Here is an 11,602-nt window from a genome sequence, read left to right on the forward strand (position 1 = left end):
CCGTCTCTTGTCCAGCCCAACGCCTCAACCCGCCCCGCCGTCCCGCGCCTTGCGCTGGGCCGTGGCGGGCTCGGTGGTCGTGATGATCGCCGCCGGTGGTTTGTTCTACTACGCCTCGCAATTGGCCGCGAGCAAACGCCAGGCCAACCACAATGAAATCACCGTGACCATTCACGACCATGCCTGCGAGCCCAATGCGCTGAGCGTGCCGGCAGGACGTGCGAGCTTTCGCATCGTCAACCGTTCGGATCGCGCTGTGGAATGGGAAATCCTCGACGGTGTGCTGGTGGTCGAGGAGCGCGAGAACATCGCGCCGGGCCTGAGCCAGGTGATCAACGCTAACCTGCTGCCCGGCGATTACGCGATCACCTGCGGGCTGCTAAGCAACCCGCGCGGCACCCTGCATGTCACACCGACCGCCGAATCCGACGCCCAGGCCAAGGCCAAACCGTCGATGGTGGCCTTTATCGGCCCATTGTCGGAGTTCCGCGTGTACCTGAGCGGGCAAGGCAGCGCGCTGGTCAAGACGACAACAGCGCTGCAACACGCCATCGACGCCGGCGATCTGGGCCAGGCGCAGACGCTGTATGTACCGGCCCGCGAGGCCTACCAACGCCTGGCGCCGGCCGCTCAGCGACTGGCCGAACTGGACAACGCAATCAACGCCCGCGCCGACTATTTCGAACACCGCGAGCAGGATCCGGCTTTTATTGGCTTCCATCGCCTGGAGTACGGCCTGTTTCAGCAGCACAGCCTCGACGGGCTGGCGCCGATTGCCCAGCGTCTGGTCAACGACGTTACCGCCCTCAAGCAGCAGTTGCTGGCCCAGTCCCTGCCGCCGGAGCAGCTGGTGAACATTGTGGTGCGCAACCTCAACAGCCTGGCGGACGTGCGCGCGGCCAGCGGTGAAGAAGAACGCTACAGCCATATCGACCTCAACGGATTTGCTGCCAACCTCCAGGTCGCGCACAAAGTGGTCGAGCTGATGCGCCCTCTGCTGAGCAAATCCGCCGCCGCCCTGCTGCCGACTATCGACAGCGCCCTCGCCGCCTTCGACAGCGAACTCCAGGGGTTCAAGGGGGATAACGGTTACGCCCGCTACGACAGCATCACCGTTGATCAGCGCAAGCAGATCGCCGACAAGGCCAAGGCACTGGCCGCCGCACTCGATGGAATCGACCCCGCCCTTGGCCTTTCCGGCCTGCAGTGAGACGAACGCATAGATGAGTGATTCAGAGCAGTTTTCCGTACAACGCCGCCGCGTCCTGCTGGGCATGGCCGCCACCGGTGCCGCGATTGCCGGCAGCAGCCTGAGCTGTCCGGCGATGGCAGCGGCGGCCGAACAGGTCGCCACGGCTCCGCGCAGTGACAAAACCCAGGACCACCACGATTTTTTCGGCACGCACCAGAGCGGCATCGTCACTCCACGCCCGGCCTGCGGCATGCTGGTGGCGTTCGATGTATTGGCCAGTGACCGCGAAGACCTGGAGCGGCTGTTTCGCACCCTCAACGAGCGCGTCAGCTTCCTGATGACCGGCGGCGCAGTGCCCCAGGTTGACCCGAAGCTGCCGCCCACCGATTCCGGCATCCTTGGCCCGGTGGTCACGCCGGACAACTTGACCGTCACCGTATCGGTCGGCGAGTCGTTGTTCGATGAGCGCTTCGGCCTCGCAGCGGTCAAGCCCAAGCGGCTGAGCCGAATGGTCGGTTTCCCCAACGATGCGCTGGAGCCGGCGCAGTGCCATGGCGACCTGAGCCTGCAGTTCTGCTCCAACACGCCGGACACCAATATCCATGCCCTGCGCGACATCGTGAAGAACCTGCCCGACCTGCTGCTGGTGCGTTGGAAACAGGAAGGCAGCGTGCCGCCCCAGGCGCCGGCCAAACCCGGCGAACCGGCGCAGAGCGCACGCAACTTTCTCGGTTTTCGCGATGGTTCGGCCAATCCCGACTCCAACAATGCCAAGACCATGGACCAGATCGTCTGGGTCCAGCCGGGCAGTGATGAGCCGGCCTGGGCCGCTCATGGCAGTTACCAGGCGGTGCGCATCATCCGCAACTTCGTCGAACGCTGGGACCGCACGCCGCTGCAGGAACAGGAAAGCATCATCGGCCGTGTCAAACCCACTGGTGCCCCCATGGGTGGCCACAGCGAATCCCAGGTGCCGGACTACAGCAAAGACCCGGAAGGCAAGCTGACCAAACTCGATGCGCACATCCGCCTGGCCAACCCGCGCACCCCGCAGACCCAGGCCAACCTGATCCTGCGCCGGCCGTTCAACTACTCCAACGGTGTCAACAAAAACGGTCAGCTGGACATGGGGTTGCTGTTCATCTGCTATCAGGCTGACCTGGAAAAAGGCTTTATCAGCGTGCAGACCCGACTCAATGGCGAGCCTCTGGAGGAATACCTCAAGCCGGTAGGCGGCGGGTATTTCTTCACCTTGCCGGGCGTCACCGGGCCCAGGGACTTTATCGGGCGCACGCTGCTGGCGGCAACGCCCTCTCAAACCACTGCCAATACCTAAAACACCGGAGCGTTCCATGAAGAAGTCGATTATTGCGCTGTCGCTGCTGATGACCCTGTCGCCGCTGAGCGCGTTTGCCGCCACCGCACCGCTGGACCTGGTCGGTCCGGTGTCGGACTACAAGATCTATGTCACCGAAGAAATCGCTGAGCTGGTCACCCAGACCCAGGCGTTTACCACGGCGATCAACAAAGGCGACCTGGCCACTGCGAAAAAGCTCTATGCACCGACCCGCGTGCATTACGAGTCCATCGAGCCGATTGCCGAACTGTTCAGCGACCTGGATGCGTCCATCGACTCACGTGTCGACGACCACGAAAAAGGCGTGACCGCCGAAGACTTCACCGGTTTTCACCGCATCGAATACGCCTTGTTCTCGCAAAACAGCACCCAGGGCCTGGAAGCACTGACCGCCAAGCTCAACACCGATGTCAATGACCTGAAAACCCGCGTCGACGGCCTGACCTTCCCGCCGGAAAAAGTCGTCGGTGGTGCCGCCGCGCTGCTCGAAGAAGTCGCCGCGACCAAGATCTCCGGTGAGGAAGATCGCTACAGCCACACCGACCTGTACGACTTCCAGGGCAACATCGACGGCGCGAAGAAAATCGTCGACCTGTTCCGTGGCCAGATCGACAAACAGGACAAGGTGTTCCTGGCCAAGGTCGACAAGAATTTCGCGACGGTGGACAAGATCCTCGCCAAATACAAAACACCGGACGGTGGCTTCCAGACCTACGACAAGGTCAAGGAAAACGACCGCAAGGCCCTGGTGGGTCCGGTCAATACGTTGGCCGAAGACTTGTCGACGTTGCGGGGCAAGTTGGGTTTGAACTAAACCCTGCGATACAAAAAGACCCAGGCCCTGTGAAGGACCTGGGTCTTTTTTTACCGATCGATTTACAGGATTCGGTAAAGCAACCGCTCGATGCGCACCCGGCTGACACGGCGCAGGAACTTGCCAACGGCCGCCGGATAATCCACCAGCGTCTGCAGGTGCTGATAACCATCGATACGCGTGGTGTGCTGGAAAATCTGCGCCAGCTCCTGCGCGCGCGGCGCCAGCCATTCGCCTTGCGGATCGTCGATCAACAGCGCGTTCTCAAGGTCGAGGCGAAATGCCCTTGGGTTGAGGTTGTTGCCGGTGAGCAAGGTGTAGCGCTCGTCCACCCACATGCCCTTGAGGTGGTAGCTGTTGTCGCCGTGGTGCCACAGGTGCAGGTTCAACTGGCCGCTGTCGATCATCGGCTGATGGCGCTTGGCGAAACGGCGCAGGCTGATTTCATACAGGTACGGCAGCGCTGCAATCACTTTGAATGGCTCGCTGGGCGGGATGTAGAAATCGTTGGCGGTCTTGTCGCCGACAATGATGTCGATCTTCACCCCACGCGCCAGAGCCCGGTTGATTTCGCGGGTCACCGGCAGCGGCAGGTTGAAGTAGGGCGTGCAGATGGTGAGCTGCTGCTGGGCGCTGGCGATCAATTCGAGGATCACCCGGCTCAAAGGATTGTTTTTGCCCACCCCCAATAACGGGCAGACCGACAGGTGACCGTTGGGCAACTGCCCGGCCGTGGTGTCATACGCGGCGTGCTTGAGACGGCTGCGCAGGTCGCCGATGTCGTTGCGCAGGCTGCGGGTGGTCGGCGGGTTCGGCAGGTCCAGCCGGTGCACGGCACGGGAGGCAACCAGGCCATGCTCCACCAGGTGCTGCATGGAGTCGGCCAGTGGTTGGCTGTGAATCAGGTGATAACGGTCAAAGCGGTACTTGTCGAACTTGTGCAGGTAAACGTTGTTCAGGCTCGCGCCGCTGTAGAGCACGCTGTCGTCGATCACGAAGCCCTTGAGGTGCAGCACGCCGAACAGCTCGCGGGTTTGCACCGGCACGCCGTACACCGGCACTTCACTGGCATGGGATTGGGTCATGGCCTGGTACCAGGCGCTGTTGCCCGGCTGCTTGCCGGCGCCGATCAAGCCGCGCTGGGCTCGCAGCGAGTCGACCACCACCACGATCTCAAGCTCGGGCCGCGCGGCCTTGGCGGCGTGCAGCGCGTCGTAGATCTCCTGCCCGGCTTCATCCTGCTGCAAATACAGCGCGACGATGTAGATGCGGCGGGTGGCCTGGGGGATTTTTTCCAGCAGGCAGTGCCGAAAGGCCGCTGCGCCGGATAGCACCTGGATCGCATCGGTGGAGAGCGGAAAACCGCGCAGTTTGGGCAACAGGGAGCGTTTGAAGAACGACGGCATAAGGCTCGCAATGGGTCGAATCCGAAGAGGCCCCGAGCTTACACCATGAGGCTGCCGAGGTCTCGAAAGCCGCGCTATCATCGTTGCCGTCACACACCCGTCAATCCGTCGCCGCCGCCAGGGGCGACGTTCGATCCTGAGGAGTTGCCGATGTCATCCACACCTGAAACCCGCCCACCGCTGCCGCCGTTTACCCGCGAGTCGGCCATCGAAAAAGTCCGCCTGGCCGAAGATGGCTGGAACTCGCGCGACCCACAGCGGGTGTCGCTGGCCTATACCCTGGACACCAAGTGGCGCAACCGTACCGAATTCGCCTGCAACCGGGAAGACGCCAGGCAGTTCCTTGCGCGTAAATGGGCCAGGGAACTCGACTATCGGCTGATCAAGGAGCTGTGGGCGTTCACCGGTAACCGCATCGCCGTGCGTTATGCCTATGAATGGCACGACGATTCGGGCAACTGGTTCCGCTCCTACGGGAATGAGAACTGGGAGTTCGATGAAAACGGCCTGATGACTAATCGATTTGCCTGCATCAACGACCTGCCGATCAAGGAAAGCGAACGCAAGTTCCACTGGCCTCTGGGCAGGCGCCCGGATGCTCATCCGGGGCTGTCCGAGTTGGGTCTGTAGCGCTCTGTAAAGGGTGGAAGGGGCTGCACCCTTCCACGGTTGGCTGTGATCGAATCAGTCAGTCCTCGTTCAAACCGACGCGATACAACATGCCATTGGCCTCATCGGTCAACACATACAGGTAGCCATCGGGCCCTTGGCGCACGTCGCGGATTCGCGCTTTCAATTGGCCGAGCAGGCGTTCCTCATGCACCACCTTATCGCCGTCGAACTGCAGGCGGATCAGCTCCTGGGTGGCCAGCGCGCCAATGAACACGTTGTGTTGCCATGGCTTGAAGCGGTCTGCGTCATAGAAGGCCATGCCGCTGATGCCTGGCGATTTTTCCCACACATGGTGCGGCGCCACCGTGCCCTCCACTGTCTTGCCCTTGGCCTCGGGGATCGGCGTCATCGAATAATCGATACCGTGGGTCGCCAGCGGCCAGCCGTAGTTCTTGCCACGCTCGATAATGTTGATTTCATCGCCGCCACGCGGCCCGTGTTCGTTTTCCCAGATCGTGCCGCTCCAGGGGTTCAGTGCCAGACCCTGCGGGTTGCGCTGGCCATAGGACCAGATCTCCGGACGCACGCCGGGCTGGCCCACGAACGGGTTATCGTCGGGTACGCGGCCGTCGGGGAAGATCCGCACCACCTTGCCCTGCAACTTGTCGAGGTCCTGGGCGGTGGGCCGATCGTTGTTTTCGCCAAGGGTCACGAACAGATAACCGGCCCGGTCGAACGCCAGCCGCGAGCCAAAGTGATTGCCGGTGGACAGCTTGGGCTCCTGACGCAGGATCACCTTGAAGTCTTTCAACCCGCTCAAGTCTTCCGACAGGCGCCCGCGCCCCACCGCAGTGCCGGCCGTGCCACCCTTGCCGCCGCCTTCGGCATAGGACAGGTACACCATGCGGTCCTGCTTGAAATCCGGCGAGAGCACCACATCGAGCAAACCGCCCTGCCCCTTGGCCCAGACCTCGGGCACGCCGCTCAGAGGCGCCGAAAGCTTGCCTTCGGGGCTGACAAACCGCAGATGGCCAGGACGCTCGGTCACCAGGAAACCTTGCTTGTCCGGCAAGAATGCCACTGCCCAAGGGTGATCGAGCCCCCTGGCGACGGGCGTGGCGGTGATGCTGCCCTGTTCGCTGGGAAACTGTTGCTGATCGGCGGCGTATACCGCCGCGACGGGGACAAAAGTGGATGCGCACAGCGCAGCCAGCAACGTTTTGCGTAGAGACATAAGACACGGATCCTTAGCGACGATTGCCGTTGGCGTCATAGGTGGGGGCTTTGGTTTCGGTCGAAGGCCGGCTGGGCGCGGCTTCGCGCTGGGGGTATCGGTTACCGATACCGCGGTTCTCCAGGGTCGGCGCAGGCGTGATGGGGCCGGTCGGGTTGCCACGGATGGCTGGCGCATTGGGCTGGGTGCCCTGCATGCTGTTGGGGTTGGCCCGATGGATCGGCCCCTGGTTGGTGTTGCTGTTGCCGGGCAGGTTCTGCGCCTGGGCCATGGAAGCAACCGTAAGGCCCAATGCGAGCGCTGCAAGGTGACGCACACAAGTGTTCATGACAAAGCCTCTCTGAGCGAGTGGTACCTGCTTTCGATAACACGCTACGCCCCGGGTTCGTATTTCGACACTAAATACTTCCTCATCAGGTGTAACACGATCTGTCCGCACATCCGCGCGGCGAAACTTTTGCAGGATCCGGCGAGTCACCAGAAGACTGTCAACGCATAAGGAGCTACCCCCCCATGCCAAGGTCAATCTGGAAAGGCGCCATCAGTTTCGGCCTGGTCCACATTCCGGTGTCACTGGTCTCGGCGACCTCCTCACAGGGCGTCGATTTCGACTGGCTGGACAAGCGCAGCATGGACCCGGTGGGCTACAAGCGCATCAACAAGACCACCGGCAAGGAAGTCACCAAGGAACATATCGTCAAGGGCGTGGCTTACGAGAAGGGCCGTTATGTCGTGCTGAGCGAAGACGAAATCCGCTCGGCCCATCCCAAGTCCACCCAGACGATTGAAATCATCGCGTTTGTCGCCAGCGATCAGATCCCTCTGCAGAATATCGACACGCCCTACTTCCTCGCCCCCGATAAACGCGGCGGCAAGGTCTACGCCTTGCTGCGCGAGACGCTGAAAAAAACCGGCAAGGTCGCCCTGGCCAATGTGGTGTTGCACACCAAGCAGCACCTGGCAGCGCTGATGGCGCTCGATTCTGCGCTGGTGCTGGTGATGCTGCGCTGGCCTGCCGAGGTGCGCAGCCTGGACGAGCTGGAGCTGGGCAGCGATGTCATCAAGCCGAGCCTGGCCAAGGGCGAACTGGACATGGCCAAGCGGCTGGTGGAAGACATGAGCGCGGACTGGAAGCCGGAGGAGTATCGCGACAGCTTTCAGGAGAAGATCATGGCGCTGGTGGAGAAGAAGGCCAAGGCGGGCAAGATCGAAGATGTGGAGAGCGCTGAGGGCGTTGAAGAGCGCAAGTCCGCCGATGTGATCGACCTGACCGAGTTGCTCAAACGCAGCCTGGCGGGCAAGCCTGCGGCAAAAAAACCGGCGGCGAAGAAATCCGGTAAAAAAGCGTCCTGAGTCACTATCCTTGGCACCCAGGGGCAAACAGGCTGGGCACAGCGCCGTTGAGTCAAGCCGACGCAAAAAGCGATGCAGATCAAATGTGGGAGCGGGCTTGCCCGCGAAAGCGGTGGGTCAGTCAACGTCAATGTTGGCTGGGCCGACGCCATCGCCATTCCCACAGGGACTCTACGTTTAACTGAACGGCATTGGGGCAATCCCGCTCGCCACGGCGTCGAAGCCTGGCGCCGCGTCAGATCAACAGGAAAACAGCCGCCAGCGCAGCGAATATTGCCCACTTCTCCAAGTAATACCGCGTACGGTTGCGCTTTTTCAGCTCTTTACCGCGCAGGCGGATCGTGTACAGGCGCGTAAACGCTCGGTTAAGCGCGCCGGTCTTATCGCCGGCATCATTGGGCGAGCCCGCCGCCGCCATCACATTGCGACTGAACCAGCGATTGAATGCCGCCGCCCAGCGGTACTTCATCGGCCGCTCGATATCGCAGAACAGGATGATGCGGTTGTGCTGGGTGGTGTTTTGCGCGTAGTGAATGTAGGTCTCGTCGAACATCACCGGCTCGCCATCACGCCAGTAATAACTCTCGCCATCCACATTGATGTAGCAGCCCGGGTCGTTGGGCGTATCCAGCCCCAAGTGGTAACGATAGGAACCGGCGTACGGATCACGATGGCGCACCAGCTTGGAGCCCGGCGGCAATTCGGCGAACATCGCTGCCTTGATCGAGCCGATGCTCTGCACCAGCTCGGTAGTGCGCGGGCACAGCTTCATCGCCGACGGATGGCTGTCGCCGTACCACTTCAGGTAGAAGCGCTTCCAGCCGGACTTGAAGAATGAGTTGAAACCCACATCGTTGTATTGGTCCGACCGCTTGATCTCCCCCGCACGCATCAGGTTCTGACCTTCCTGGCGGATTTCCTCCCAGTGCTCCTGCAACGGGCTCAGGTCCGGAAAGTCACTGGGCGACAGGTACGGCCGGCTCGGCAGCCTGGAAAAAAGATAGAGAAAGCAGTTGATCGGCGCCAGGAACGTGGAGTGATCACTCAATTGGCGACCCAGCTTGTGCCGCACCCGACCGCGCAGATGGACATACGCAATGGAGACGACGTAGAGAACAACAATGATGAGCTTCAAGGGATTTCGTCACAAGTCAGTAGAGAACAGGCTGCTCCTGCGCGCCCACGACGGCCGAGGATTGGATAGCAGCATCTGATTTCACAATTTACAGACAGGCGATAGTCAGCGATTTGATGGCAAACCGCTTTACGGCCATTGGCCGTTATTTAGCCACACTTTGTAACCAAAGGTTAACCAAGAATTGTGAAAAAGCGTCGACGACGTGTGCTGCGAAGAAGTCAGGGCCTGCCACGCGGCAGGCCCTGCGCGTTAAGCCGCCGGCTCGTCGTCTTTGCGCTCGCGACGGGCGAAGCGTCCATCTTCAAGCGACGAATAAGGCACAGGCTGATTGCGCGAGCTGATCAGGTGACGGATCAGCGCGATCAGCGTGCCGATGACCAAACCTGCGATCAGGCTCACCGCCAGAATGATGGCTTTTTTCGGCTTGATCGGCGCCAGTGGTTCCTGGGCGCGGCGGTCAACCGTGACCAACTTCAGGTTGCTCATGTCGATGTTCAGATTGCGCAACCTGGCGACCTCGGCACGCAACGGCTCTACGTCCTGCAGGAAAATGTCCTCGTTGCCACGCTTGCGCAGCACTTCGACCTCGCGGTTGGCCTCGAGCAACTGCAGCTCCTTGCCAATCTGGGCAATCCGCGGGTTGGTGAAGTCGTCACTGGTGCGTTGCTGCAGCGCCGTGCGCTCGGCCTCAAGGGCCTCGGTACCGAGGAAATACAAGGGAATCTGCTGGTTATTGACCTCGGTACGCATCACCTGGCTCGAACCGCTTCGGGTGGCGTCAGCCATGGAGGAAGGCGTGGTCGGCGTCTTGATGCCCATGGACTTGGCAATCGAGATCGCCTCAGCCAGTTCGGCCAGGCGATTGGTACGTTCCATTTTCATCTGCAGGCGCAAGGCGCTCAGCTCATCCTGCAACCGGGCACGCTTGAGGCGGTCATCCTCCAGCAGCTTGGCAATCTTGGATTCTTTCTCGGTCTCATAATTGGCACGCGCCGCGTCGATCTTGCCCTTCAGCTCGTTCAGGCGGTTATTGACGATTACCTTGAGGTCGGCGCCCACCTGCTCACGCTCGGAGGCAATGGCGTAGTCGACAAACCCGTTGAGAATGGCCACGCCATCCACGTCGGCGGGATATTGCAATTCCAGACGGATGTAGCTGCTCAAGGAGTCGGACTTCTTGGGGTCCGGCAGGATCAGGTTGACCGAGTTGCGGTTGAAGTCCTCAAAACTTTGCTCAAGGCTCTGCCCCGGCTTTTGAAAGGCGGTAAACAACTGCTCGTGGGAGCGAAAGAAGCCAAGCCGCGCTTCGTAGGAATCCAATTGCGCGCCGACTTTGGCCAACGCATCCGCCGGCGGCAGCTTGTAGACCTCGGAGCGGTTCAGCGCATCCAGCTCGTTAATGGCGGCCGGGCGCAGAACGCTGCTGACTTCGTACGTTTTAGGCGCCAGAAACGCATAACCTGCCCCGAGTACGCCCGTTAGCAGCGCACAACCCAATACCAGCTTTTTCTGCCGCCAAACAGCATGCATCAATTCAAACAGGTCAATTTCATCTGACGCGGGGGAAGTATTGGGTGGGGAAGTTCGATTCAAAATGTATGCACCTTAAAGCCAATATCAAAGAGCCATCACGACAACCTCGAATACCCATCAGAGACAACGCCCTGACGCCGATAACAAGGCTCGCCAATTGAGGTCTGACCACCGGGTCTAGAAGAAAAATCCCATGCCGCCGTAGTTTCTTTCCGTCGTATTTAAATAGACGTTAGCAAAGACACACACGACGTAGGATTATTCTAATCACAAGCGTAGTAAAAAGATCGATAAATAGTTGCCGACAAAGGGAAAATTAAAAGGACTTTATATGCAGACCCTCACCGACCCGGATTACCACGCCCTCCAGGGCACCTGGGAGCAGACCTCGCTCGAAGACAGTGGCGTGCTCAACCCTGCGGATGCCCACAGCGCACCCGGTGCAATTACCACAATCGCCGCAGATCGCTTTGAGGTGGTCACCGTTGATGGCGAGGTCTTGTTGGCTGGGCGATTCACGCTGGACAGCAGCCAGCGCCCCAAAAGCATTACCTGGGTAGACGCCATCGGCGATGACGCCGGTAAGCCGCTTCCCGCCAGCTATCGCCTTGATGGCGACACCTTCGTGTTCATTGCTGCGGATGCGGGCCAGCCGCGTCCTGCCTCATTCAGCACCGGGCCAGGGCAAACCATGCGCACTTTTGTGCGCAGATCCTGATCACCACAGCATCCGAATTCACAACAGGATTTTCACAAAGCCTTCACTTCACGACCTATAGGGTGAGGCCTACCTACTCCAGTGAATCACTTGCCCGCCTCTCCTCGCGGGCTTTTTTTTGGTTCTTCACGGATTACCGGGAAAGACGTTCTTGATCTTCATGAAAAAGAATTCGCTATCCCGGTAACCGTACGCCATCCGCTTGATGACCTTTATTCGATTGTTTATTCCTTCCAACTGACCCG

12 protein-coding genes are annotated in these 11,602 nt (G+C 60.4%); 6 read left to right on the plus strand and 6 right to left on the minus strand.

Annotated features, from left to right (window positions below; translation table 11 throughout):
• Positions 1–7 precede the first annotated feature (7 nt).
• The 3 genes from efeO (TU75_RS21110) to efeO (TU75_RS21120) are packed head-to-tail and all read left to right on the plus strand — an operon-like array spanning position 8 to position 3,363.
• Positions 8–1,210, plus strand: a complete 1,203-nt coding sequence (gene efeO / locus TU75_RS21110; RefSeq protein WP_060550013.1) for an iron uptake system protein EfeO — start codon at positions 8–10, stop codon at positions 1,208–1,210.
• 13 nt (positions 1,211–1,223) lie between these two features.
• On the plus strand, positions 1,224–2,528 hold the full coding sequence (gene efeB, locus TU75_RS21115) for an iron uptake transporter deferrochelatase/peroxidase subunit (protein WP_060550014.1): 1,305 nt from the start codon (positions 1,224–1,226) through the stop codon (positions 2,526–2,528).
• Between the two features lie 16 nt (positions 2,529–2,544).
• Positions 2,545–3,363, plus strand: coding sequence for an iron uptake system protein EfeO (gene efeO / locus TU75_RS21120; RefSeq protein ID WP_060550015.1), 819 nt, complete (start codon positions 2,545–2,547; stop codon positions 3,361–3,363).
• 62 nt (positions 3,364–3,425) lie between these two features.
• Here efeO (TU75_RS21120) and pssA read toward each other — a convergent pair whose 3' ends face one another.
• Complete coding sequence (gene pssA / locus TU75_RS21125) at positions 3,426–4,769, minus strand: CDP-diacylglycerol--serine O-phosphatidyltransferase (protein WP_060550016.1); 1,344 nt, start codon at positions 4,767–4,769, stop codon at positions 3,426–3,428.
• 150 nt (positions 4,770–4,919) lie between these two features.
• On the opposite strand from pssA, the gene TU75_RS21130 reads away from it, so the two are divergent.
• On the plus strand, positions 4,920–5,399 hold the full coding sequence (locus TU75_RS21130; RefSeq protein ID WP_060550017.1) for a nuclear transport factor 2 family protein: 480 nt from the start codon (positions 4,920–4,922) through the stop codon (positions 5,397–5,399).
• 58 nt (positions 5,400–5,457) lie between these two features.
• Here the strand turns inward: TU75_RS21130 and TU75_RS21135 are convergent, their stop codons facing one another.
• Both TU75_RS21135 and TU75_RS21140 read right to left on the minus strand, forming a co-directional pair.
• Positions 5,458–6,615 carry a PQQ-dependent sugar dehydrogenase gene (locus TU75_RS21135; RefSeq protein WP_003234910.1) on the minus strand — a complete coding sequence of 386 codons (1,158 nt, stop codon included), beginning with the start codon at positions 6,613–6,615 and terminating at the stop codon, positions 5,458–5,460.
• A 13-nt stretch (positions 6,616–6,628) separates the two neighbouring features.
• Positions 6,629–6,943, minus strand: a complete 315-nt coding sequence (locus TU75_RS21140) for a hypothetical protein (RefSeq protein WP_060550018.1) — start codon at positions 6,941–6,943, stop codon at positions 6,629–6,631.
• 185 nt (positions 6,944–7,128) lie between these two features.
• Between TU75_RS21140 and ku the strand changes: the two genes are divergently transcribed.
• Positions 7,129–7,968, plus strand: a complete 840-nt coding sequence (gene ku / locus TU75_RS21145; protein ID WP_003234906.1) for a non-homologous end joining protein Ku — start codon at positions 7,129–7,131, stop codon at positions 7,966–7,968.
• 235 nt (positions 7,969–8,203) lie between these two features.
• Here ku and lpxO read toward each other — a convergent pair whose 3' ends face one another.
• Positions 8,204–9,103, minus strand: coding sequence for a lipid A hydroxylase LpxO (lpxO, locus tag TU75_RS21150; RefSeq protein WP_015371927.1), 900 nt, complete (start codon positions 9,101–9,103; stop codon positions 8,204–8,206).
• 252 nt (positions 9,104–9,355) lie between these two features.
• The gene (locus tag TU75_RS21155) at positions 9,356–10,699 is read right to left on the minus strand and encodes an LPS O-antigen chain length determinant protein WzzB (RefSeq protein ID WP_032870809.1); all 1,344 of its coding nucleotides are present in this window, start codon (positions 10,697–10,699) and stop codon (positions 9,356–9,358) included.
• Between the two features lie 271 nt (positions 10,700–10,970).
• Between TU75_RS21155 and TU75_RS21160 the strand changes: the two genes are divergently transcribed.
• Complete coding sequence (locus tag TU75_RS21160) at positions 10,971–11,357, plus strand: TIGR03067 domain-containing protein (protein WP_003234900.1); 387 nt, start codon at positions 10,971–10,973, stop codon at positions 11,355–11,357.
• Positions 11,358–11,483: 126 nt separating this feature from the next.
• Here the strand turns inward: TU75_RS21160 and TU75_RS27005 are convergent.
• Positions 11,484–11,602, minus strand: a 119-nt coding sequence (locus TU75_RS27005; RefSeq protein WP_156422791.1) for a transposase, incomplete at its 5' end; no start/stop codon positions are given.

Source organism: Pseudomonas poae (assembly GCF_001439785.1).
Classification (GTDB): domain Bacteria; phylum Pseudomonadota; class Gammaproteobacteria; order Pseudomonadales; family Pseudomonadaceae; genus Aquipseudomonas; species Aquipseudomonas poae.

Excerpts from the sequence above, each read along its gene's own strand:
- TU75_RS21135 (WP_003234910.1), bottom strand. The coding sequence starts at position 6,615 with ATGTCTCTACGCAAAACGTTGCTGGCTGCGCTGTGCGCATCCACTTTT.
- TU75_RS21130 (WP_060550017.1), top strand. The coding sequence starts at position 4,920 with ATGTCATCCACACCTGAAACCCGCCCACCGCTGCCGCCGTTTACCCGC.
- pssA (WP_060550016.1), bottom strand. The coding sequence starts at position 4,769 with ATGCCGTCGTTCTTCAAACGCTCCCTGTTGCCCAAACTGCGCGGTTTT.
- efeO (WP_060550015.1), top strand. The coding sequence starts at position 2,545 with ATGAAGAAGTCGATTATTGCGCTGTCGCTGCTGATGACCCTGTCGCCG.
- TU75_RS21140 (WP_060550018.1), bottom strand. The coding sequence starts at position 6,943 with ATGAACACTTGTGTGCGTCACCTTGCAGCGCTCGCATTGGGCCTTACG.
- ku (WP_003234906.1), top strand. The coding sequence starts at position 7,129 with ATGCCAAGGTCAATCTGGAAAGGCGCCATCAGTTTCGGCCTGGTCCAC.
- TU75_RS21160 (WP_003234900.1), top strand. The coding sequence starts at position 10,971 with ATGCAGACCCTCACCGACCCGGATTACCACGCCCTCCAGGGCACCTGG.
- efeB (WP_060550014.1), top strand. The coding sequence starts at position 1,224 with ATGAGTGATTCAGAGCAGTTTTCCGTACAACGCCGCCGCGTCCTGCTG.